This window comes from Plantibacter sp. M259, assembly GCF_006065115.1.
Classification (GTDB): domain Bacteria; phylum Actinomycetota; class Actinomycetes; order Actinomycetales; family Microbacteriaceae; genus Plantibacter; species Plantibacter auratus.
The window spans coordinates 3682719-3706991 of the sequence record NZ_CP040750.1; the positions used below are offsets into that span (position 1 = coordinate 3682719).

General features: G+C 69.8%; 14 protein-coding genes and 1 pseudogene. 9 read left to right on the plus strand and 6 right to left on the minus strand.

What is annotated here, in order from left to right; genetic code table 11:
* Window positions 1-1863, plus strand: coding sequence for a hypothetical protein (locus FGL15_RS17250; RefSeq protein WP_138946842.1), 1863 nt, complete (start codon window positions 1-3; stop codon window positions 1861-1863).
* Window positions 1860-2840, plus strand: coding sequence for a tetratricopeptide repeat protein (locus tag FGL15_RS17255; RefSeq protein ID WP_138946843.1), 981 nt, complete (start codon window positions 1860-1862; stop codon window positions 2838-2840). Before FGL15_RS17250 ends, FGL15_RS17255 begins: the two co-directional genes overlap by 4 nt.
* Before the next feature lie 78 nt (window positions 2841-2918).
* On the opposite strand, the gene glgB is transcribed toward FGL15_RS17255, so the two are convergent.
* Together glgB and FGL15_RS17265 are read right to left on the minus strand one after the other, a co-directional pair.
* Window positions 2919-5141, minus strand: a complete 2223-nt coding sequence (glgB, locus tag FGL15_RS17260; protein WP_138947357.1) for a 1,4-alpha-glucan branching protein GlgB — start codon at window positions 5139-5141, stop codon at window positions 2919-2921.
* Window positions 5142-5206: 65 nt separating this feature from the next.
* Entirely contained in the window at window positions 5207-7261 is a 2055-nt protein-coding gene (locus FGL15_RS17265) for an alpha-1,4-glucan--maltose-1-phosphate maltosyltransferase (protein WP_138946844.1), read from the minus strand.
* 172 nt (window positions 7262-7433) lie between these two features.
* Here FGL15_RS17265 and glgP point away from each other — a divergent pair.
* A pseudogene (glgP, locus tag FGL15_RS17270) lies at window positions 7434-9500 on the plus strand (alpha-glucan family phosphorylase); the annotation flags it as partial.
* 563 nt (window positions 9501-10063) lie between these two features.
* Here glgP and ybaK read toward each other — a convergent pair.
* Entirely contained in the window at window positions 10064-10555 is a 492-nt protein-coding gene (ybaK, locus tag FGL15_RS17275) for a Cys-tRNA(Pro) deacylase (protein WP_138946845.1), read from the minus strand.
* Between the two features lie 2 nt (window positions 10556-10557).
* Window positions 10558-12600, minus strand: coding sequence for a glycogen debranching protein GlgX (glgX, locus tag FGL15_RS17280; protein WP_138946846.1), 2043 nt, complete (start codon window positions 12598-12600; stop codon window positions 10558-10560).
* Window positions 12601-12668: 68 nt separating this feature from the next.
* On the opposite strand from glgX, the gene FGL15_RS17285 reads away from it, so the two are divergent.
* Both FGL15_RS17285 and mnmA read left to right on the plus strand, forming a co-directional pair.
* Window positions 12669-13892 carry a cysteine desulfurase family protein gene (locus FGL15_RS17285; protein ID WP_138946847.1) on the plus strand — a complete coding sequence of 408 codons (1224 nt, stop codon included), beginning with the start codon at window positions 12669-12671 and terminating at the stop codon, window positions 13890-13892.
* Between the two features lie 60 nt (window positions 13893-13952).
* Window positions 13953-15071 (plus strand): tRNA 2-thiouridine(34) synthase MnmA, encoded by a 1119-nt coding sequence (gene mnmA / locus FGL15_RS17290; RefSeq protein ID WP_240773594.1) that lies wholly within the window; start codon window positions 13953-13955, stop codon window positions 15069-15071.
* Between the two features lie 59 nt (window positions 15072-15130).
* Here the strand turns inward: mnmA and FGL15_RS17295 are convergent, their stop codons facing one another.
* Window positions 15131-16609, minus strand: coding sequence for a sugar porter family MFS transporter (locus tag FGL15_RS17295; RefSeq protein ID WP_079705678.1), 1479 nt, complete (start codon window positions 16607-16609; stop codon window positions 15131-15133).
* A 151-nt stretch (window positions 16610-16760) separates the two neighbouring features.
* On the opposite strand from FGL15_RS17295, the gene ligA reads away from it, so the two are divergent.
* Window positions 16761-19088, plus strand: a complete 2328-nt coding sequence (gene ligA / locus FGL15_RS17300) for an NAD-dependent DNA ligase LigA (RefSeq protein WP_138946848.1) — start codon at window positions 16761-16763, stop codon at window positions 19086-19088.
* Window positions 19089-19090: 2 nt separating this feature from the next.
* Here the strand turns inward: ligA and FGL15_RS17305 are convergent, their stop codons facing one another.
* The gene (locus tag FGL15_RS17305) at window positions 19091-20812 is read right to left on the minus strand and encodes a long-chain-fatty-acid--CoA ligase (RefSeq protein ID WP_240773595.1); all 1722 of its coding nucleotides are present in this window, start codon (window positions 20810-20812) and stop codon (window positions 19091-19093) included.
* Between the two features lie 90 nt (window positions 20813-20902).
* On the opposite strand from FGL15_RS17305, the gene gatC reads away from it, so the two are divergent.
* Genes gatC through gatB form a run of 3 tightly spaced genes read left to right on the plus strand, consistent with a single transcriptional unit; the run spans window position 20903 to window position 24213 of the window.
* Window positions 20903-21202: an Asp-tRNA(Asn)/Glu-tRNA(Gln) amidotransferase subunit GatC gene (gene gatC, locus FGL15_RS17310; RefSeq protein ID WP_064295120.1), complete on the plus strand. Its 300-nt coding sequence runs from the start codon at window positions 20903-20905 to the stop codon at window positions 21200-21202.
* Complete coding sequence (gatA, locus tag FGL15_RS17315) at window positions 21199-22710, plus strand: Asp-tRNA(Asn)/Glu-tRNA(Gln) amidotransferase subunit GatA (RefSeq protein WP_137241850.1); 1512 nt, start codon at window positions 21199-21201, stop codon at window positions 22708-22710. Before gatC ends, gatA begins: the two co-directional genes overlap by 4 nt.
* Window positions 22711-22713: 3 nt before the next feature.
* Window positions 22714-24213 (plus strand): Asp-tRNA(Asn)/Glu-tRNA(Gln) amidotransferase subunit GatB, encoded by a 1500-nt coding sequence (gatB, locus tag FGL15_RS17320; RefSeq protein ID WP_138946850.1) that lies wholly within the window; start codon window positions 22714-22716, stop codon window positions 24211-24213.
* Window positions 24214-24273: the final 60 nt, after the last annotated feature.

Below are 24273 nucleotides of genomic sequence, written 5' to 3' on the forward strand. Positions count from 1 at the left end.
GTGCGTTTCGTTCTCGCCATCGCCGCGTTCGTCGTGGCAGCCGTCATGATCGTGACGGGAATCGCGCAACGGACCGTGTTCCTCTCACCCGGCACCTTCAGCCTGTCCACGACGGTCGACAGCGGTGATCGGTTCATCGTCATCCCCGGGAGCGTGCTGCAGTCGCAGCCGGGAGCGCAGTCCATCGTGGCGGGCGCGGGCGGCGACACCCAGGTGTTCATGAGCTACGGGCGCTCCGACGACATCACGGCCTGGCTCGGCGACGAGCCCTACAGCCGCGTCGGCGTCAACAGTGCCGGCACCGCCCTGACGACCACCACCGTCACCGCCGAGGCGGACGCGACCGACGACGGGGCGACCCCGAGTCCGGAGCCGTCGGCGACGCCGGCCCCCGAGGCCACCGACGACACCACCACCTCCGAGAAGGGCCCGGACCCGCGCGGATCCGACCTCTGGCTCGGCGAGTACGACGAGGCGGGCGCGGTCATCGCGACGATGAACCTGCCGAAGGACATCGACGTGCTCATCGCGACCGACGGTACGGCCGCCGCTCCGGATTCCCTCCGCCTCTCCTGGCCACTCGACAACGCCACCCCGTGGGCCGGCCCGCTGATCGCCGGTGGCATCCTCGTGCTCCTCGCCGGCATCGTGCTCTACCTCTCGGGGATCCAGCGCATGCGTCGCTCGCGAGGCCCGCGTCGCAAGGGTCCGGGACAAGGACAGAAGGGCATCACGAAGATGTCGAGACAACCAAAGCCGCGCCGTCCCCGTGAACTCGGGGCCGGCAAGACGAAGCGCTCCCCGCTCCGCCGCTCCCTCGTCGTGGGCGTGCCGCTCGTCCTCATCGGCACGCTCGGTCTGAGCGGCTGCTCCCAGGACTACTGGCCGACCATCGGAGCGCCGTCACCGACGCCCACCGTCACCGCGACGGACCTGCCGGCCGACAGCCAGGACCAGGACTTCGCGGCGCCCGTCGTCACCGTGCCACAGGTCGAACGGATCGTGTCGCGGATCTCGACGGCGGCGTCCGAGGCCGATGCTGCGCTCGACGGCACCGCTGCGGCCGTCCGGTTCTCCGGGCCGGCGCTCGAGGAGCGCACCGCGAACTACGCCCTCCGCTCGAAGGTGGCCGACGCCGCCGGAGCGACCCCCATCCCCGCCTCGCCCGTCACGCTCACCCTGCCTCAGGCGACAGACGCCTGGCCACGGACGGTCATGACCGCGATCCAGGACAAGGCCGACGAGACGGTGTCGCCGACGGTCCTCGTGATGACCCAGCAGGACCCGCGGTCGAACTACCAGGTCGTCTACGCGGAGAAGCTCCTCGAGGGCGCCCGACTCGAGAACGTCGCGCCCGCGACCATCGGTGCCGCGAGCGTCCCGCCGGACTCGAAGCTGCTCGTCATGCCGCCGGAGGAGATCGCCGCGGCCTACGCCGACATCATCACGAACGGCGACGCGAGCACCTTCGCGGGCTTGTTCAACGCCGATGGCGACGTCTTCCGCACGCAGGTCGCCGCGGACCGCGCGACGAAGGCCGCCAACCTGCCGACGACGGCGAGCATCGCCTTCTCGGCGGCCGCCGGTACCGGCCCGAACGTCGCGCTGGCGACCAACGACTCCGGCGCGATCGTCGCCGTCAACGTGCAGGAGGGCGAGGTGGTCTCCGTCGTCACCGCCGGTGCTACCGTGAAACCTTCGGGTGCGGTCGCCGCGCTCTCCGGGATCACCGAGAGCGCGAAGGGGACGCAGGCAACCTACGGCGACCAGCTCCTGTTCTACGTGCCAGCCGTCAACTCCGGAGAGAAGATCACCTTGCTCGGATTCACCCAGACCCTCATCGCCGCATCGGAGCTCCCGTGAGTGCCGCGGAGCCGAGCGCAGCGCACCTGCGCGGAGCCGTCGACCTCTCAGGCCTCGCTCGTCGCCACCAGGCGCCGCCCCCCGGTGCGCCGACCCAGACCGGCGCGCCTGCAGAAGCGCCCGGCGCGACGACCGACCAGACCGTCCAGGTCCCGTCCCTCGTCTTCGACGCGACCGACGACGGGTTCGGTCAGGTCGTCGAGCTGTCCTCCGTGGTCCCCGTCGTCATCGACCTCTGGGCCGAATGGTGTGGGCCGTGCAAGCAGCTCTCGCCGGTGCTCGAGCGCCTCGCCGCCGAATACGCCGGTCGCTTCGTGCTCGCCAAGGTGGACGTCGACGCGAACCCGCAGCTCTCCCAGGCCTTCCAGGCGCAGTCGATCCCGATGGTCGTCGCCGTCGTGGGCGGACGCCCGGTGCCGATGTTCAACGGCGCGATCCCGGAGTCGCAGGTGCGCGATGTCATCGAGCAGCTGCTGCAGCTGGCCGAGCAGAACGGGGTCTCCGGTCGGGCCGTCGTCGCCGATGGTGACGCCGCAGCCCCCGCCGAGCCCGTGGAGGAGCCGCTGCCGCCCCTCCACGCCGAGGCGTACGAGGCCATCGAGCGCGCCGACTACCCGACGGCCATCGCCGCGTATGAGAAGGCCATCGCGCAGAACCCGAAGGACGACATGGCCGTGGCCGGCCTCGCCCAGGTCCGTCTGCTGCACCGCCTCACGGGGAAGACCCTCGATGAGATCCGCGGACGAGCGGCCGCCGCTCCCGACGACCTCGACGCCCAGCTGACCGTCGCCGACCTCGACCTCTCCGGAGGGCACCTCGAGGACGCCTTCGACCGGCTGCTGACGCTGTTCCCCGACCTCGACCAGTCGGGCAAGGACACCGTCCGGACGCGCCTGCTCGAGTTGTTCCAGGTCGCCGGCGTCACCGATCCGCGCGTCATGAAGGCCAGGGCCCGGTTGACCGGCCTCCTGTACTGACCGACCGACGCACGATGAAGGCCCGCCTCCCTCAGGAGGCGGGCCTTCATCGTGCATCCGGGTGCCGCGGAAGCCTGGTCAGCCGACGTGCTTGAGCCAGATCATGCCGAGCGGGGGGAGCGTGAGCTCGGCGGATGCCGGGCGTCCTGCCCACGGTGACGCCGACGCCTCGATCGATCCGTAGTTGCCCACGCCGGATCCGCCGTACTCCACGGCGTCGGTGTTGAGGAGTTCCTCCCACCGACCCGCGCGAGGCAGACCGACCCGGTATGGGCCGACAGGGGCGCCGGAGAAATTGACGAGCGCGGCGATCACGTTGCCGTCGTCGTCCCAGCGCAGGAAGGAGAGCACGCTGTTCTGCGCGTCCCCGGCGTCGAGCCATTCGAAGCCGGCGGCGTCGTGGTCCAGGGCCCAGAGAGCCGGGTGCTCCGTGTACACGGCGTTGAGTCGGGATACGAGGCCGAGCAGTGCCCGGTGGCTCGGCTGGTCCAGGATCCACCAGTCCAGACCGCGTTCCTCCGACCATTCGGACGGCTGACCGAACTCCTGACCCATGAACAGCAGCTGCTTGCCGGGGTGGGCCCACATGAAGGCGAGGTAAGCCCGCATGTTCGCGAGTTGCTGCCAGTGGTCACCGGGCATCTTCGCGAGGAGGGACCCCTTGCCGTGGACGACCTCGTCGTGGCTGATCGGCAGGAGGAAGCTCTCGCTGAAGGCGTAGACCATCGAGAAGGTGATCTCGCCGTGGTGGTGCGACCGGTAGAGCGGGTCGTGCTCGATGTACTGGAGCGAATCGTGCATCCAGCCCATGTTCCACTTCAGGCCGAACCCCAGCCCGCCCTCGCTCGTCGGTGCGGTGACGCCGGGCCAACTCGTCGACTCCTCGGCGATCATGACGATGCCGGGGTTCCGCCGGTAGGCCGTCGCATTCGCCTCCTGGAGGAGACTGATCGCTTCGAGGTTCTCGCGCCCGCCGTGGACGTTCGGCAGCCACTCGCCGTCCTTCCGCGAGTAGTCGAGGTACAGCATCGAGGCGACGGCGTCGACGCGCAGGCCGTCGACGTGGAACTCCTCGAGCCAGTAGAGCGCGTTGGCCACGAGGAAATTCTTGACCTGGGGCTGGCCGAAGTCGAAGACGAGGGTGCCCCAGTCCGGCTGTTCGCCACGTCGCGGGTCGGGGTGCTCGTAGAGGGGCTGACCGTCGAAGTTCGCGAGGGCCCACTCGTCCTTCGGGAAGTGGCCGGGCACCCAGTCCATGAGGACGCCGATCCCCGCGCCGTGGAGACGGTCGATCAGGTACTTGAGGTCGTCGCTCGAACCGAAGCGGCTGGTCGGCGCGTAGTAGCCGGTGACCTGGTAGCCCCAGGAGCCGCCGAAGGGGTGCTCGGCGAGTGGCATGAACTCGACGTGCGTGTAGCCGAGTTCTGCGATGTACTCGATGAGCTGGTCCGCGAGGTCCCGGTAGCCGAGCCCGGGACGCCAGGAGCCGACGTGGAGCTCGTAGACGCTCATGGGCCCGTTGTGGGGATCGCTCGCGGCCCGCCGATCGAGCCACGCCTCGTCGGTCCAGTGGTAGTCGCTGACACCGGTCACGGATGCGGTCGCGGGGGACCGCTCGGTGAACCGGGCCATCGGGTCGGACCGACGGACCCAGTCGCCGTGCTGGGTCAGGATCTCGAAGCGGTACAGCTCACCGGCGCCGATGGTGGGGATGAACAGCTCCCAGACACCCGTCGCACCCATGTTGCGCATGGCGTGCGCCGTGCCGTCCCAGGAGTTGAGGTCGCCGATGACCCGGACCGCGCGCGCGTGGGGTGCCCAGACGGCGAACGCGGTGCCGGCGACCGACTCGGTGACCCCACGCAGCTCGGTGACGTGTGCGCCCAGGGCGTCCCAGAGCCGTTCGTGACGACCCTCGCCGATGAGGTGCAGGTCGAGTTCGCCGATCGACGGCGCGAACCGGTACGGGTCGTCGGCGTTCCAGATCGATCCGTCGCCGTAGCGGGCGTCGAGCGTGTAGTCGATGATGCCGTCGACGTGGAAGCCCTGCCAGATGCCGGCGCGGACGTGCGCGAGCTCGACGCGCGCACCGTTGGCGAGCACCGCCGTCACCTGCTCGGCCAGCGGGCGTCTGGCGCGGACGACCACGAGGGGGTCGCTCACCCCGCCGAGGTCGACCAGGTGCTGGCCGAGGATCTCGTGCGGATCGTGGTAGCGGCCCTCCGCGACGGCGTCGAGGATCCAGTCCTCGACGGAGGGGAGCGGGAGCTCCCGGGGCGCGGGTGTGGCGTCGACCGGCATCGGTGCGGCTCGACGGCCGGAGCGCTTCGGTGCAGCGGCTCCGTCTGGGGTCACAGGGCTGGTCGTCATGGTCGGATCCTCACGCTCAGGATGTGCACGGGCTCGGTGAAGGCGTCGAGGCGCACGAAGTTGCTGTCGGACCAGATCCACTCGGCTCCCGTGACGAGGTCCGTGACGTCGAAGCTGCCGCCCGGGACGCCACCGAACACGGTCTGGTCGAGGTGCACCATGGTCTGTCGGACCGAGTGCGGATCGAGGTTGGCGACGACGAGCAGGGTGTCGTGCTCACCGGTGCCGGTGAACCGCTGGTCGAGATGCTTGCTGAAGACGAGGATCTGGTCGTCGTCGCTCCAGTGGAAGCTGATGTTGCGCAACTGCCGGAGGGCGGGATGCGCACGCCGGATCTGGTTGAGCAGGGTGAGGTACGGCGACAGCGAGGTGCCGGCGGCCTCCGCAGCGGCCCAGTCCCGCGGACGGTACTCGAACTTCTCGCTGTCGATGTTCTCCTCGGCTCCGGGACGGGCGACGTTCTCGATGAGCTCGTACCCGGCGTAGACCCCCCACGTCGGAGCGGCGGTCGCGGCGATCGCCGCACGCACCTTGTACGCTGCCCGGCCACCGAACTGGAGGTACTCGGTGAGGATGTCGGGCGTGTTGACGAACAGGTTGGGCCGGAGGAAGTCGGCGGTCTCGGTCGCTGCCGCGCCGAGGAACTCCTCGAGCTCCTCCTTCGTGTTGCGCCACGTGAAGTAGGTGTAGCTCTGCTGGAACCCGACCTTCGCCAGACCCTGCAGCAGGGCCGGACGGGTGAAGGCCTCCGCGAGGAACACGACGTCGGGGTCCGTCCGGTTGACGGTCGCGAGCAACCACTCCCAGAAGTCGAGCGGCTTGGTATGCGGGTTGTCGACCCGGAAGATGCGGACGCCGAGCGAGATCCAGTGGCGGACGATGCGCAGCACCTCGGCCCGGATGCCCTCGGGGTCGTTGTCGAAGTTGACCGGGTAGATGTCCTGGTACTTCTTCGGCGGGTTCTCGGCGTACGCGATCGTGCCGTCGGGGAGGGTCGTGAACCACTCGGGGTGCTCGGTCACCCAGGGGTGGTCTGGCGACGCTTGCAGAGCGAGATCGAGGGCGACCTCCAGGCCGACCTTCTTCGCCTGTCGGACGAACGCGACGAAGTCCTTCTCGGTACCGAGGTCGGGATGGATCGCGTCATGACCGCCCCCGGCACCGCCGATCGCCCAGGGGGAGCCCGGGTCGTGCTCGCCGGGCGTGAGGGTGTTGTTCGGTCCCTTGCGGAACGTCACGCCGATGGGGTGGATGGGCGGCAGGTAGAGGACGTCGAACCCCATCGCGGCGACGGCCGGCAACCGCCCGGCTGCGCTGCGGAAGGTGCCTGATGTCCAGGAGCCGTCCGGGTTCCGCTCGGCACCCTCCGACCGCGGGAAGAACTCGTACCAGGAACCGACGCCGGCCCGGGTGCGCTCGACGCGGACCACGCGCTCGTCGCTCGTGCTCGCGAGACCGGCGAACGGCCGGCGGTCGGCGATGGCCAGGAGTTCGGGGTCGTCGAGCACCGCGAACCGGGCTTCCGGCTCGGCGTCGGTGTCGCGGAGGAGCTTGGCGGCGGCGGTGAGGAAGCGGCGGTCCTTCGCCGGGCGGAGCTTGTCCGTCGCGGCACGCTCGAGGAGTTCCGCGCCGATGAGGTACATGAGTTCGACGTCGACACCGGCCTCGATCTTGACCCTGGCGTTGTGCTCCCAGGTCGCGAACTCGTCGGCGAAGGCGCGGACCTGGTACCGCCAGGTACCCTCCGTCGCGAGTTGGACCTCGACCTCGAAGCGGTCGGTGCCAGGGGCGCCCGGAGCCATCCGATGCGCGACCGTCTTCCCTCGCGGATCGGTGAGCAGGAGCTCGACGCCGATGAGGTCGTGTCCTTCGCGGAACGCGGTCGCACCGAACGGCACCACTTCGCCCGAGAACGCCTTGGCCGGCCAACGGCCACCTTCGACCGAGGGCGTCGGATCCAGGATCGGGATGCGCCCGATGCTCGGGGACAGCGTGAGCGACACCGGTCCGGCGTCGTCGACGGTGGAGGACTGCGGTACTGACTTCGGCATAGTGCGTTCCATCTCCTTCGGTGCCACTGGTCCGACCGTACCGCGAAACGACCACCGATGAAGGGGCGCGCGGGGTGTCGCGCGTCATGCTAAGGCCTCGGGCGCGGCCGTGTCCCGGGTGGCCGCCCGATGAGCGTTCGGGTGCGTTCCGCGGTTGCCATAGAGTGAGCGCGTGAAGGCTATCCGCAGGTTTACCGTCCGCGCGCTCATCCCCGAGTCCCTGACCTCGCTCACCGCCCTCGCTGCGAACCTGCGGTGGTCGTGGCACGAGCCGACGCAGCGCCTGTTCGACGAGATCGCACCGGACGTCTGGCGCGAGTCCGACCACGATCCGATCAGCGGCCTCGGACTCGTGACCCCGGAGCGATTGGCGGAACTCGCCGCCGACGCGGACTTCGTCGGCCGGGCCGACGCCTTGCACGCCGACCTCCGTCGGTACCTGGAGGAGCCGCGGTGGTACCAGGGCCTCCCTGACCCGAAACCGCAGACGATCGCCTACTTCTCGCCCGAATTCGGTATTGCCGCGGCCCTGCCGCAGTACTCGGGCGGACTCGGCATCCTCGCCGGCGACCACCTGAAGAGCGCCTCCGACCTGGGGGTGCCGCTCGTCGGCGTGGGTCTCCTCTACCGCTCCGGATACTTCGCGCAGTCGATCACGAACGACGGCTGGCAGCAGGAGTCCTATCCCGTGCAGGACCCCGACGGACTCCCGGTCACGGTGCTCCGGGAACCGGACGGGACGCCGGTCACCGTCACCCTGGCGCTCCCCGACGACCGGAGCCTGTCGGCACGGGTCTGGATCGCCGACGTCGGTCGAGTGCCACTGCTGCTGCTCGACACGGACATCCCGGAGAACGTCGCCGACCTGCGCGGCGTGACGGACCGGTTGTACGGCGGCGGCGGCGAGCATCGCCTCCTGCAGGAACTCCTCCTCGGCATCGGCGGTGTCCGGGCGATCAAGCAGTGGAGCGAGCTCACGGACCACCCGCTGCCGCAGGTCTACCACTCCAACGAAGGTCACGCCGGTTTCCTGGGGCTCGAGCGGATCAGCGACCTCGTCGGGAACGGACTCTCCTTCGACGAGGCGTTGCAGCTCGTGCGCGGCGGGACCGTCTTCACGACGCACACCCCCGTTCCGGCCGGCATCGACCGGTTCGACCGCGAGGTAATCACGCGCTACTTCAGCGGTGACCTGCTCCCCGGCGTCGCCGCACCGGACGTCCTCGCGCTCGGCGACGAGACGGCGAACGGCGGCTCGGCCGACGTGTTCAACCTGGCGATCATGGGCCTGCGTCTGGCGCAGCGCGCGAACGGGGTCAGCCGGCTGCACGGCGAGGTGAGCCGGGCGATGTTCCGAGGCCTCTGGCCCGGCTTCGACGTCTCGGATGTGCCGATCACGTCGATCACGAACGGTGTCCACGCCCCGAGCTGGACCGATCCGTCGCTCGTCGACCTCGCCGTGGACCGGTGGGGGACGACCGACACGAGTCGGGCGGACTGGTCCGATCCCTCGCTCTCGGACGCCGAGCTCTGGTCGCGGAAGCACGGGATGCGGGAGCGCCTCGTCGCCGACGTGCGGCGTCGGATCGCCGACGGGTATCGGAGCCAGAACCCGCAGGCGGTGCTCCCGTCCTGGATCGACGAACTGCTCGACCCCGAGGTGTTGACGATCGGGTTCGCCCGGCGCGTGCCGAGCTACAAGCGGCTCACCCTCATGCTGCGCGATCCCGATCGACTGCGGGCGATCCTGCTCCACCCCGAACGGCCCGTCCAGATCGTCGTCGCGGGCAAGGCACACCCGGCGGACGACGACGGCAAGCGGCTCATCCAGCGCCTCGTGCAGTTCGCCCAGGACCCCGAGCTCCGATCGCGCATCGTCTTCCTGCCGGACTACGGCATCGGGATGGCCAAGACGCTCTACCCCGGCTGTGATGTGTGGTTGAACAACCCGCTGCGTCCGCTCGAGGCCTGCGGGACGTCCGGCATGAAGGCCGCACTCAACGGGGCCCTGAACCTGTCGATCCTCGACGGATGGTGGAACGAGTACGCGGACGGCGAGAACGGTTGGGTCATCCCGTCGGCGGACGGGGCGGCGGACGACGAGGAACGCGACGCCCTCGAGGCCACGGCGCTGTACGAGATCCTCGAGCACCAGCTGGTGCCGCGGTTCTACGAGCGCGGGGACGACGGTCTGCCGCAGCGCTGGATGCAGATGGTGCGACACACGATCTCGACGCTGTCCGAACCCCTCAGCGCCGACCGCATGGTCCGCGAGTACACCGAGCGCATGTACCTCCCGGCGGCGGCGATGGAGCGCGAGCTGAACGCGTCCGATCAGCAGCGGGCGCGCGAGCTTGCGGCCTACAAGCAGCGGGTGCGCGAGGCCTGGCCACAGCTGGCGGTCGCCCATGTCGAGAGCGGCGGTGTCGACGCGGTCCCGCAGGTCGGTGACGTGCTGCGACTGCGCGCCTACGTCCAGCTTGGATCGCTGGCACCGGAGGACGTGACCGTCGAGGTGGTCTGCGGAGTACCCGGTGCCGGGGGAGAACTGCTCGACATCCGGACGCAGCCGCTCGAGCAACAGCAGTCCCCGTCGACGAGTCGGCCGGAGCACACGCTCGAGTACGCCGGGACGCTTCCCCTCGATCGGGCCGGCGGGTTCGGGTACACGGTGCGCATCGTGCCGAGACACGAGCTGCTCCTCACCCCGCGGAACTCGGGCTCGTCGCCGTGGCGGACCAGTAGGGCGATCTCCTCCGACGCGCCGCTGCGTCCCTCGGTCCGGTGCGTCGAGGGATCCGACTATCGGGCGATCCGCGCGACGACGGCGGAGACGGCCGATCCGAGGTCGGACGGGGCGAGTTCGAGGTCGAACCCGCGCCGACCACCCGAGACCAACACCGTCTCGTGCTCGAACGCGCTCTCGTCGAGCACCGTCGGGAGCGCAGTGCGCTGCCCGATCGGGCTGATGCCGCCGACCACGTAGCCCGTCTTCCGCTCGGCGACGGCGGGGTCCGCCATCGTCGCCCGCTTCCCGCCGAGGGCCGTCGCGAGCGCCTTGAGGTCGAGTTGGTCGGCGACCGGGACGATCGCGACCACGAGCGACCCGTCCACCTCCGCCAGCAGGGTCTTGAACACCCTGGGAGGGTCGACCCCGAGCGCAGCGGCGGCTTCGAGACCGAAAGCCGTCACCGACGGGTCGTGTCGGTAGGAGCGCGGGGTGAACGGGATGCCCAGCGAGGTCAACGTCACCGTCGCCGGGGTGCCGCCACCCTCGGCCCTGCGTTTCGCCATCGTCAGACGGCTCGGAAGAGCTGCATCGACGTGGCCGAGACCGGGACCGTCTGGCCGGGGATGAACTGCTCCTCCTCGGACGTCGGTGCGTCGTCCGCGGAGTTCCAGATGCGCACGAACGCGGTCACGCCCTCGTGCTCGGGCAGGGTGACCTCGACCGGCTGCTCGACGCCGTGCACGATGAGCAGCACGCGGTCGAGCTCCTCGGACTCCGGCGTGCTCGTCGAGAAGAACTGCAGTGTCCGGTTCCGCGGGCTCGTCCAGTCCTCGGTGCTCATGGTCGCGCCCGAGGCGTCGAACCAGTCCATGACGCTCGCGCCGGGCACCGTCGTCCCGGCGGCGGCGAAGTGCTCCGGTCGGAGGGCGGGGTGTTCGCGGCGGAGTTCGAGGAGCCGGCGGCTGTGCGCGAGCAACTGGTCCTGCCACGGTTCCCTCGTCCACCCGACCCAGGTCAGCTCGGAGTCGTGACAGTAGGCGTTGTTGTTGCCGCGCTGACTCCGCCCGAACTCGTCGCCCGCCGTGAGCATCGGGACACCTGCCGAGAGGAGGAGCGTACCGAGCAGGTTCCGCATCGCCTTGCGACGAGCGGCGAGGATCGCGGGGTCGTCCGTCGGGCCCTCGGCACCGTGGTTGAAGGAACGGTTGTTGTCCGTCCCGTCGCGGTTGGACTCGCCGTTCCCGACGTTGTGCTTGACGTCGTACGAGACGAGGTCGGCCAGGGTGAACCCGTCGTGGGCCGTGATGAAGTTGACGGAGGCCAACGGACCGCGCTCAGCGGAGAAGGTGTTGCTCGATCCGGCCAGACGGGTCGCGAACCCACCGATCCCGACCGGGGCGTCCGCCCGCCTCGCGTAGTCGATGTCGGAGAGCCAGAAGTTCCGGACGCGATCCCGGTACCGGTCGTTCCACTCGTGCCAACCGGCGGGGAAGTTCCCCGTCTGCCAGCCGCCCATCCCGACGTCCCAGGGCTCGGCGATCATCTTCGCGTCGACGAGTGACGGGTCGTGGACGATCGCCCCGAGCAGGGGGTGGTCGGGCGTGAACTCGACCGCCTCGTTCCGACCGAGCGTCGCGGCGAGGTCGAAGCGGAAGCCGTCGATCTGCACCTCGTCCGCCCAGTACCGCAACGAGTCGAGTACGAGCTGCTGCGGGACCGGGTGGCCGAAGTCCACGGTGTTGCCGCAGCCCGTCACGTCGATGTAGGCGCCGGTGGCGTCCTGACGGTAGTAGGTCGCGTTGTCGATGCCGCGGAAGCTCGTGCGGGGGCCGCCGGGCCCCTCCTCGGCGGTGTGGTTGTAGACGACGTCGAGGATGACCTCGAGGCCGGCCTGGTGCAGCAGCTTCACCATGCCCTTGAACTCGCGGAGGACCTCGTCCGCTCCACCCGCCTGAGCCGTCTTCGTCGCGTAGGAGGCGTGTGGACTGAAGAAGTTCAGGGTGTTGTAGCCCCAGTAGTTGACGAGGCCCTGCTTGATGAGACGCTGTTCAGAGGTGAACGCGTGCACTGGAAGCAGTTCGACGCTCGTCACGCCGAGATCGTGCAGATGCGCGATCATCGCGGGGTGGGCGAGGCCCGCATACGTGCCCCGCAGCTCCTCCGGGACATCCGGGTGCAGCTTGCTCAGCCCCTTGACGTGCGCCTCGTACACGACGGTCCGGTCGAGCGGGACACGGGGTTTCTGCACACCGCCCCAGTCGAACGCGTCGTCGACGACGACGGAACGCCACTGCTCTGCCGACACCCGGGCGAGGCCGCGGGCGTAGGGGTCGAGCATCAGCAGGCTCGGGTCGAAGGCATTGTTCGGCGAGGACGGCCCGGAAGCGCGGACCGCATAGCGTCGGCCGAGCACCAGCTCCTCGGAACTCCCACTCCAGATTCCATCGTCGTCTCGGGTCATCTCGACGGAGTGGGTGATCCAGTTCAGATCCTTGTCGTCGAAGATCACGAGTTCGAGGGCATCCGCGTGCTCGGACCACACACGGAGCTCACCACCGGACGGGCCGAGGCGGACGCCGAGATCGTGGAAGGGGTCACCAGCGTTCATGGGTTCTACAGTAGTGAGTGCGGGAGTGCGCGAAGATCCGCGGACACCGCGGCGAGGGGAGGAGCGGCATGGTGGTGTACCTGGACCACGCCGCGACGACCCCGGTGCGATCCGAGGTGATCGAGGCCTACGCGTCCGCGATGGCGACCGTCGGCAACCCCGCCTCCATCCACGGCCCCGGGCAGCAGGCCCGCCGCCTCCTCGAAGAGGCGCGTGAGCGGGTCGCAGCGACTCTCGGGTGCGACCCCATCGAACTCGTCTTCACCTCAGGCGGAACCGAATCCATCAACCTCGCCCTCAAGGGGCTCTACTGGCACCGCCAGCAGGATCGACGCCGCGCCGCCGTACTCGCACCGGCAGGCGAGCACCACGCCACGCTCGACACCGTCGAATGGCTCGAGCGCCACGAGGGGGCGTCCCCGCTCTGGATCCCGCTCGACGACCTCGGCCGGGTCTCACTCGACACGGCGGCCGAGCGCTTCGCCGACCACGGCCCCGACATCGCCGTGGCGACGGCACTCTGGGCGAACAACGAGGTCGGCACCATCCAGCCCGTCGTCCGGCTGGCGGCGCTCGCCGCAGCGGCCGAGGTGCCGTTCCACCTGGATGCGGTCTCGGCATACGGACACCTCCCCATCGACCTCGCCGACCTTCGCGCCGCATCCGGATCCGTCGGTGCCAGTGGTCTCGTCGCGCTCAGCGTCTCCGCGCACAAGATCGGTGGTCCCGTGGGGATCGGAGCGCTGGTCGTGAGCCGCGCCGCCGTGGTGGAGCCATTGCAGCACGGTGGCGGACAGCAGCGCGGACTCCGCTCCGGCACGCAGGACGTCGCGGCAGCCGTCGGGTTCGCCGTCGCCGCAGAGCTCATGGCGCTCGAACGAGCAGCGGAGCAGGAGCGCCTCGGCGCCTTGCGCGACCGACTCGTGGCCGGCGTGCGGGCGACCGTTCCGGAGGCCGAGCTGACGGGTGATCCCAGCGAGCGACTCGCGTCGAACGCGAACTTCGTGTTCCCCGGCGCCCAGGGGGACTCGATGCTCTTCCTCCTCGACCTCGCAGGGGTGGCGGTCTCGACGGGTTCCGCCTGCCAGGCCGGCGTACCGGAACCGTCGCATGTCCTGCTCGCGATGGGACGCCCGGAGACGGAGGCCCGATCGGTCCTCCGGATCACGCTGGGCCGGACGACGACCGAGGCGGACGTGGACGACTTCCTCCATGCGCTGCCGCGCGCGTACGCGCAGGCGAGTCGGGCCGGTTCCGCCGACCGCGACACGGCGCTGGGCGCTCGTCCCTGAGCAGCCGTCCCGTCAGCGCTTGCGGGTGGCCGTCCAGCGGCTGGCGCGTAGACTTGCCCGGTGAAAGTTCTGGCAGCGATGAGTGGCGGAGTCGACTCCGCCGTGGCAGCGGCGCGCGCCGTCGACGCAGGCCATGAGGTGGTCGGCGTCCACCTGGCGCTCAGCCGGATGCCGGGCACGCTCCGGACCGGCAGTCGCGGGTGCTGCACCATCGAGGACTCGATGGACGCCCAGCGTGCGGCGAACCTGATCGGCATCCCGTACTACGTGTGGGACTTCTCGGAGCGTTTCAAGCTCGACGTGGTGGACGACTTCATCGCCGAGTACCGCGCCGGCCGGACCCCGAACCCGTGCATGCGTTGCAACGAGAAGATCAAGTTCGCGGCGTTGCTCGAGAAGGCGCTCGACCTCGGGTTCGACGCGGTCGTGACCGGTCACTACGCCACGATCGTCACGAGCCCCGAGGGCGATCGTGAGCTGCACCGCGCGAGTGCCTGGGCCAAGGACCAGTCGTACGTCCTGGGCGTGCTCACCGCCGAACAGCTCGCGCACTCGATGTTCCCGCTCGGCGCGACACCGTCGAAGGCCGAGGTCCGAGCCGAGGCCGCGGAGCGCGGCTTCACGGTGGCGAACAAGCCCGACAGCCACGACATCTGCTTCATCCCCGACGGCGACACGAAGGGCTGGCTGGGGGAGCGGGTCGGCACCGAGACCGGCCAGGTCCTCGACCGCGACGGAGCCGTCGTCGGTTCGCACGAGGGCGCCCACGCCTTCACCGTCGGCCAGCGCAAGGGCCTGCACCTCGGCGTGCCGGCGCCGGATGGACGTCCGCGCTTCGTCCTCGAGGTGCGCCCGAAGGACAACACGGTCGTCGTCGGGCCGAAGGAGGCGCTCGCCATCGGCGAGATCGCCGGTTCGCGCTTCACCTGGGCGGGGAGGGCGCCGGAGGTCGGTGTCTCACCGATCCCGTGCGACGTCCAGATCCGCGCGCACGCCGACCCGGTCCCCGCCGCGCTGACGCTCGTCGACGGCGAGCTCGTCGTCCACCCGGAGACGCCACTCGACGGCGTCGCTCCTGGACAGACCGCCGTGCTGTACAGCGGGACGCGCGTCCTCGGCCAGTTCACGATCGACCGCACCGTCAGTGCGGTGCCCGTCGGAGCCGCCGCCTCCGCCTGAGGCCCCGGAACGACGGAACGCCCGACGAGCCAGGCTCGTCGGGCGTTCCGCGTCGGTCGTCAGGATCGGGTCTGTGCGCCCGCCTTGGACTTCTTGGGCTTCTTGACGAAGAGGGTCTCAGCCTCCTCGAGCGTCAGGCCGTTCGTCTCGGGGATCTTCGCGAGGACGAAGACGAACGAGAGGAGCGCGAACAGCGCGTACATGCCGTAGGTCACCGGCAGGGAGAACGCGGCGAGGGCCGGGAAGCTGACCGTGATGAGGAAGTTCGCGATCCACTGCGCCATCGCCGCGACACCGAGTGCCTTCGCGCGCAGGCGGTTCGGGAAGATCTCGCCGAGAAGCACCCAGACGAGCGGTCCCCACGACGCGCCGAACGCGACGACGAACACGTTCGCGGCCACGAGGGCGATCGTGCCCCACGGCTGCGGGAGCGACACTTCGCCGGCGCTGTCGGTGACCGACTGCGTGAACGCGATCGCCATCGCGCCGAGCGAAACCGTCATGCCGATGGAACCCGCGAGGAGGATCGGCCGTCGACCGATGCGGTCCACGAGCAGGATGGCGACGACGGTGACCGCGACGTTCGTCACGGAGGTGATGACCGAGATGAGGAGCGAGTCGGACTCCTGGAACCCGACGGCCTTCCACAGCGTCGTCGAGTAGTAGAAGATCACGTTGATGCCGACGAACTGCTGGAAGATCGACAGGATGATGCCGATCCAGACGATCGGTAGGAGCCCGAAGCGTCCGCCCCAGAGGGTCGCCTTCTTCTGCTGCTCATCGTCCTTCACCGCCTGCTCGGCGAGCTTGACGGCGCGATCCACCTCTTCCTGCGGCCAGACGGTCGCGAAGATGCGACGGGCCTCGTCCGACTTGCCCTTGCGGACGAGGAACCGGGGCGACTCGGGGAGCCGCATCGCGAGCACGCCGTAGACCACGGCCGGGAGTGCGCAGGCGATGAACATCCAGCGCCAGGCCTCGACGCCGAACCACAGCGGGTTCGAGGCGCCGCCGGCGGCGCCCGCCAGGACGGAGTCGGACAGGAGCGCGGCGAAGATGCCGAGCGTGATGGCGAGCTGCTGCAGCGAGGCGAGACGGCCGCGGATGGCGCTCGGCGCGATCTCGGCGATGTACGCCGGAGCCACGACCGAGGCGATGCCGATACCGAGCCCGCCGACGATGCGCCAGATGACGAGGTCCCAGGGGGAGAAGGCGAAGCCGGCTCCGAAGGAGGAGATGAAGAACAGGCCTGCACCGAGCAGCATCGTGAAGATGCGGCCGCGGCTGTCTGCGATCCGGCCCGCGAGGTAGGCGCCGAGCGCGCAACCGAGCAGCGCTGACGCGACCGCGAAGCCGATGAGCGCCTCACTGAGCGCGAAGTGGTCCTGCATCGCGTCGACCGCGCCGTTCACCACGGAGGAGTCGAATCCGAAGAGGAAGCCACCGACCGCGGCCGAGACGGAGATGCCGATGACGCGCGCGGTCAGCTGCTTGCTGGTAGGAGCCGCCCCCGTTCCCGGACTGCTGGACTGGGACATGGTTCCTCCGATTCCGCGCGCATGGTTCCTGCGGCACTGCGACACCATACTCCTCGATGAGACCCGTCCCGACCCCGTTGCGCACATCTGGGAGGACGTGCCGGGTGTCAAGCGCCCGCCGGTGTCGGACGCCGATCGTAGACTGGACGCCGTGGCGAACAGCACCGGACAGACCCTCCAGCAGGCATCGACCGAGGCCGAGGAACTCACCTCGCGCATCCTCGAGCTCCGCGACGCGTACTACGAGCGCGACGAGTCGCTCGCCTCCGACGAGGAGTACGACGCGATGCTCCGGCGGCTCGAGGAGCTCGAGCGTCTGTTCCCCGAGCTGCAGAGCCAGGACAGCCCCACCCAGACCGTCGGCGGGCGTGCCGAGACCACGCTGTTCGCCCCGGTCACGCACCTCGAGCGCATGCTCAGCCTCGACAACGTCTTCTCGATCGAGGAGTTCCTCGCCTGGGCCGCCAAGGTCGAGCGCGACGCCGGAGGGTCCGTCCAGTACCTCTGCGAACTGAAGATCGACGGCCTCGCCATCAACCTCCGGTACGAGCGCGGCCGCCTCGTGAGCGCGGCCACGCGCGGCGACGGCGTCGTCGGCGAGGACGTCACGGAGAACGTGCGGTACATCCGTTCCATCCCCGAGCGCCTGACGTCGTCCGACCCCGAGGTCGAGTTCCCGGAGGTCGTCGAGGTCCGGGGCGAGATCTTCTTCCCGGTCGAGGCCTTCCGCGAACTGAACGCCAACCAGGCGGCGGCCGGTGAACGGGTCTTCGCCAACCCGCGCAACGCGGCGAGCGGTTCCCTGCGCCAGAAGGCGGAGAGCAAGAACCCGGCCCAGCTCGCACTCATGCACGACCGGCTCGGCCGACTGCAGATGCTCGTCCACGGCATCGGCGCGTGGGAACAGCCGCCCGTCGCCCGGCAGTCACAGGTCTACGAGTTGCTGCACAGCTGGGGGCTCCCGACCTCCTCGCACTACCGGGTTCACGACGAGGCGACCGGTGCGGCGGAGTTCATCGAGTACTTCGGCGCCCACCGCGACAGCGTCGAGCACGAGATCGACGGCGTCGTCGTGAAGGTCGACGATCTCGCGCTCCACGGCGAGCTCGGCGCGACGAGTCGTGCTCCGCGTTGGGCCATCGCCTACAAATACCCGCCCGAGCAGGTGAACACGAAGCTCCTCGACATCGTCGTGAGCGTCGGGCGCACCGGTCGCGCCACCCCGTTCGCCGTCATGGAGAAGGTGCTCGTGGCCGGCAGTGAGGTCCGTCAGGCGACGCTGCACAACCAGGACGTCGTGAAGGCGAAGGGGGTGCTCATCGGCGACACCGTCGTCCTCCGGAAGGCCGGCGACGTCATCCCGGAGGTCCTCGGCCCGGTCGTCGAGCTGCGTGACGGATCGGAGCGCGAGTTCGTCATGCCCGAGCACTGCCCCGAGTGCGGTACCACCCTTGCCCCCGCGAAGGAGGGCGACATCGACCTGCGCTGCCCGAACGCGCGGAGCTGCCCGGCGCAGGTGCGCGGACGCGTCGAGCACATCGGCTCCCGTGGCGCGCTCGACGTCGAGGCGCTCGGCGAGGTGGCGGCAGCGGCGCTCACCCAGCCGGTGGAGCCCGCGGAACCACCGCTGACGACCGAGGCCGGACTCTTCTCGCTCACGATGGCCGACATCTTCCCGGTGACGGTGATCGTCCGCGACAACGAGACCGGGCTGCCCAAGCTCAACGAGGACGGATCCGAGAAGCGCGTCACGCCCTTCCGCCGCCGACGCGCCAAGAAGGACGGCGTGCACGATCCGGCCGCGGCCGAGTTCGACGGCGACGAGTCCTCGGTACCGTCCAAGAACGCGATCGAACTCCTCGCCAACCTCGACGGCGCGAAGACCCGCCCGCTCGCACGGTTGCTCGTGGCATTGAACATCCGCCACGTCGGCCCGGTCGCCGCCCGGTCACTCGCGGAGTACTTCGGTTCGCTCGACGCCATCCGCGCGGCCACCCGCGACGAGCTCGCAGAGGTCGACGGCGTCGGCGGGATCATCGCCGACGCGCTCATCGCCTGGTTCGAGGTCGACTGGCATCGCGAGATCGTCGAGGAGTGGACTGCGGCGGGCGTGCAGTGGGCGACACCCGGACACCCGGGGCCCGGCGCGGCGGTCGCGGCCGGCGGCGTGCTGTCCGGTGTCACCGTCGTCGCCACCGGTTCGCTTGAGGGCTTCACCCGGGAGGGTGCGCTGGAGGCGATCGTGCAGGCGGGCGGGAAGGCGGCGTCGAGCGTCTCGAAGAAGACCGACTTCGTCGCCGCCGGCCCGGGTGCCGGGTCGAAGCTCGCGAAGGCCGAAGCACTGGGTCTGCGGATCATCGACGCCGAGCAGTTCGCCCTGCTCGTCTCGGAGGGTCCGGCAGCGCTCGGCGAGCCGGACGCACCGGCCGAGGATGAGGCCGAGGACGCAGCGTCCGCCGACGAGGCGCCGACCGACTGAGCTCAGCCCGCGTCGGCCTGCAGCAGCTCGTCGCGGACCTGGCGGCGCAGCACCTTGCCGATGAGGGACTTCGGGAGTTCGTCGACGACGACGACCCGCTTCGGCACCTTGTACGGGGTGAGGATCTCCCGTGCCCAGGCGCGGAGGGCATCCGGATCCACGGTGGCACCGGGAGCCGCGACGACGGCCGCGACGACCTGCTCGCCGGAGTGGGGATCGGGGAGCCCGACGACGGCGGCGTCGGCGACGGACGCGTGCCCGCGGAGGACCTGCTCGACCTCGCTCGGCGACACGTTGAACCCGCCGGTGATGATGAGCTCCTTGATCCGGTCGACGACGGTCATGAACCCCTCCTCGTCGATCGACACGATGTCACCGGTGCGGAACCAGCCTCCTGGGAGCAGGACGGCGGCGGTCTCCTCGGGCTTGTTGTAGTAGCCGTGGAACACCTGCGGGCCGCGGACGAGCAGCTCGCCCGCCTCGCCGGCCGGACGGTCGGTCTCCGGATCGTCGGGATCCACGACGCGCACCTCGGTGCTCGGCAGCGGGAGGCCGATGGTCCCGGGCTTCCGTGCGGTCGAGACCGGGTTCGCGGAGATGACTGGTGAGCACTCGGAGAGCCCGTATCCCTCGACGAGGAAGCCGCCGGACGCGGCTTCGAACGGGACGACGAGGTCGTGCGGCAGCGGCATCGCGCCCGAGATGGCGATCTCGGTGCCCTGCAGTGACACACCCTGCTCGGTCGCCGCGGTCAGGAGTCGGTCGGCGATGGGCGGGACGGCGGGCAGGAAGGTCGGCGGTCGCTTCTTCATGACCTTGAGGACGAGCGCCGGGTCGAATTTCGGGAAGAGGACGAGGCGCGAGCCCATGCTCATGGCGAAGGTCAGGCAGAGCGTCAGGCCGTAGGCGTGGAACATCGGGAGCACCGCGTAGACGACGGCTTCCCCGCGCTTGACCGTGGGCACCCAGGCGCGGGACTGCGCCGCGTTCGCGAGCAGGTTGCCGTGGGTGAGTGCGGCCCCCTTGGGCGAGCCCGTCGTCCCGCTCGTGTACTGGATGAGTGCGAGGGCGTCGGTCGCGGGCTTCGGATGGCTCGCCGGCAGCGGCCCCGAGGTCAGGAGCTGCTCCCACCGCACGGTGCCCGAGACCGGCGCGGTGAGCTGAGCCCGCGAGGCTCTCGCCTTCGGGATGGGCAGACGGAGAGCAGCGCGCATGTGGAGCGGCATCGCCCGGGTCACGTCGATCGTCACGAGCGAGTGCACCGCCAGGTCGGCCGGGAAGTCCTGCAGGTGCTCGGCGACCTTGTCCCAGACGATCGCGAACGTCGCGCGGTGGTCCTCGAACTGGTGGCGGAGCTCTTGGGGGGTGTAGAGCGGGTTGTGCTCGATGACGACGGCGCCCAGCCTGAGGACCGCGTAGAACGCGACGATGTGCTGCGGGCAGTTCGGGAGCATGAGGGCGACGGGGTCTCCCGCCCGGACACCGAGTGCGCGCAGGCCGGCGGCGGCACGGGCGATGAGCGCCTCGAGCTCCGTGTAGGTGGTCGTCGACCCGAAGAACTCCAGCGCGACGGCGTCCGGGTAGCTCGCGGCGGAGGCTTCGACGAGGTCGCCGAGGCTGCCGGTCTGCTCAGGGATGTCGTCCGGCACGTCGGCGGCGTAGCTCGCGAGCCAGGGACGCTCGTGCGGGGGACGGGGACGGCTGCTCGAGTCGTTCTGGGTCACCGTCCCACTGTAGGGGCGGAGCCCGACGGACGACCACGTCCCTGGCGAATAGACTGGAGCGACCGCCACCGCTACACGTACGGGAGACGCATGTCGGAAATCACTACCGAGCAGGTCGCGCATCTCGCGAACCTCGCTCGAATCGCCCTGAGCCAGGACGAGATCGCCCACCTCACGACGGAGCTCGACTCCATCGTGGACAACATCCAGAAGGTGCAGCAGGTGGCCACGCCTGACGTCCCGGCGACGAGCCACCCGATCCCGCTCGAGAACGTGTACCGCGACGACGTCGTCGGCAACACGCTCACGCGGGAGCAGGCGCTGCAGAACGCGCCGGAGTCGGCCGACGGTCGCTTCAAGGTGTCGGCGATCCTGGGGGAGGAGCAGTGAGCGGGTTGATCGGTCTCACGGCAGCCGAGCTGTCGAGCAAGCTCCGCGCTCGCGAGGTCTCCAGCGTCGAAGCCACCCAGGCGCACCTCGACCGCATCGCGCAGGTCGACGGCGACGTCCACGCCTTCCTCCACGTGTCGGACCACGCACTCGACGTCGCCGCCGACATCGACGCACGCCGTGCCGCGGGTGAGGACCTCGGCGAGCTGGCGGGCGTCCCGCTCGCCATCAAGGACGTGCTGGTCACGACGGACATGCCGTCCACCTCGGGGAGCAAGATCCTCGAGGGATACCTGTCACCGTTCGACGCGACCGTCGTCGCCCGGTCGCGTGCCGCCGGTCTCGTGCCGCTCGGCAAGACGAACATGGACGAGTTCGCCATGGGCTCGAGCACGGAGCACTCCGCGTACGGCCCGACCCACAACCCGTGGGACCTCGACCGCATCCCCGGCGGTTCCGGTGGTGGCTCCGCTGCCGCGGTCGCCGCGTTCGAGGCGCCCATCGCCCTCGGCAGCGACACCGGCGGGTCCATCCGCCAGCCGGCGCACGTGACCGGCACGGTCGGCGTGAAGCCGACCTACGGCGCGGTCAGCCGCTACGGGGCGATCGCACTCGCCTCCTCGCTCGACCAGGTCGGGCCGGTCAGCCGCACGGTCCTCGACTCGGGCCTCCTCCACGACGTCATCGCCGGGCACGACGCCCTCGACTCCACCTCGCTCCGCGACGCCTGGCCGTCGATGGCCGCTGCGGCCCGCGAGGGCGCGCGCGGCGACGTGCTGCGCGGCCTCCGGGTCGGCGTCGTCACCGAGCTCAACGGTGAGGGCTTCCAGGCCGGCGTGAAGAGCCGCTTCCAGGAGGCGCTCGCGGTACTCGAGGCGAACGGTGCCGAGATCGTCGAGGTCTCCGCTCCGAACTTCGAGTACGCCGTCGCCGCCTACTACCTCATCCTCCCCGCCGAAGCGTCGAGCAACCTCGCGAAGTTCGACTCGGTGCGCTTCGGCATGCGGGTCACGCCCGAGGGTGGCGGCACGGTCGAGCAGGTCATGTCCGCAACGCGCGAGGCCGGTTTCGGTCCCGAGGTGAAGCGACGGATCATCCTCGGCACGTACGCGCTCAGCGCGGGCTACTACGACGCATACTACGGCAGCGCCCAGAAGGTCCGGACGCTCATCCAGCGCGACTTCGCGGCGGCGTTCGACCAGGTCGACGTCCTCGTGAGCCCGAGCGCCCCGACGACGGCGTTCAAGCTGGGCGAGCGCATCGACGACCCGCTGGCGATGTACCTGAACGACGTCACCACCATCCCGGCGAACCTCGCCGGCGTGCCCGGCATCAGCGTGCCGATCGGTCTCGCCCCGGAAGACGGTCTGCCCGTCGGCATCCAGTTCATGGCGCCAGCACGGGAGGACGCCAGGCTCTACCGGGTCGGCGCCGCCCTCGAGGCGCTCCTCGAATCGACGTGGGGGCACACCCTCATCTCGCAGGCACCCGCTCTCGGAGGTCGGTAACCCATGGCCAAGGACAAGCTCCTCTCCTACGAAGAAGCCCTCGAACTGTACGAGCCGGTGCTCGGCTTCGAGGTGCACGTCGAGCTGAACACCAAGACGAAGATGTTCTCCTCGGCGCCGAACGGCTTCGGCGACGCTCCGAACACGAACATCTCGCCGGTCTGCCTCGGTCTGCCCGGGTCGCTCCCGGTCGTGAACGAGCAGGCGGTGCGGTACTCGATCAGCCTCGGGCTCGCCCTCGGCTGCTCGATCGCACCCTCGAGCCGGTTCGCGCGGAAGAACTACTTCTACCCCGACCTCGCGAAGAACTACCAGATCTCACAGTTCGACGAGCCGATCGCCTTCGAGGGCTCGGTCGACGTCGAGCTGGCCGACGGGACCATCGTCACGGTGCCGATCGAGCGCGCGCACATGGAGGAGGACGCCGGCAAGCTCACGCACATCGGCGGTTCCACCGGCCGTATCCAGGGTGCCGAGTACTCGCTCGTCGACTACAACCGCGCGGGTGTGCCGCTCGTCGAGATCGTCACGAAGCCGATCTACGGCACCGAGCACCGGGCGCCCGAGATCGCGAAGGCCTACGTCTCCGCGATCCGCGACATCGTCGTGGCGCTCGGCATCTCCGACGCGAAGATGGAGCGCGGGAACCTCCGCTGCGACGCCAACATCTCGCTGCGCCCGCGCGGCCAGGAGAAGCTCGGTACGCGCACGGAGACGAAGAACGTCAACTCCCTGCGTTCCGTCGAGCGCGCCGTCCGCTACGAGATCCAGCGGCAGGCGGCGATCCTCAAGGACGGCGGATCCATCGTCCAGGAGACGCGGCACTGGCACGAGGACACCGGTGCGACGTCCGCCGGCCGGCCGAAGAGCGATGCCGACGACTACCGGTACTTCCCGGAGCCCGACCTGCTCCCGGTCGTGCCGTCGCCCGAACTCATCGAGGAACTCAGAGCGGCCCTGCCCGAGCAGCCGGCCGTCCGTCGTCGCCGGCTGAAGAGCGAGTGGGGCTTCACCGACCTGGAGTTCCAGGACGTCGTGAACGGTGGTCTGCTGAACGAGATCACGGCCACCGTCGAGGCCGGTGCCGCTCCGGCCGCCGCACGGAAGTGGTGGACGGGTGAGATCTCGCGGATCGCGAACCAGCGCGACGTCGAGGCGACGAGCCTCGTGTCGCCCGAGCACGTCGCGGCACTCGCTGCGCTCGTCGAGGAGGGAACGCTCAACGACAAGCTCGCGCGCCAGGTGCTCGAGGGCGTCATCGACGGGGAGGGCACTCCTCAGGAGGTCATCGACGCTCGCGGTCTCGCGCTCGTGTCCGACGACGGTCCGCTGATCGCCGCCATCGACGAGGCACTGGCCGCTCAGCCGGACGTCCTCGCCAAGATCCGCGACGGTAAGGTCCAGGCGGCCGGCGCGGTCATCGGCGCCGTGATGAAGGCCATGCGCGGACAGGCCGATGCGGCACGTGTGCGCGAACTCGTCCTGGAGCGCGCCTCGCAGTAGCGGTCACTGCTGCACCCTCGGGCCCGAGCCACCGTCGACGACGGCGGCTCGGGCCCGATG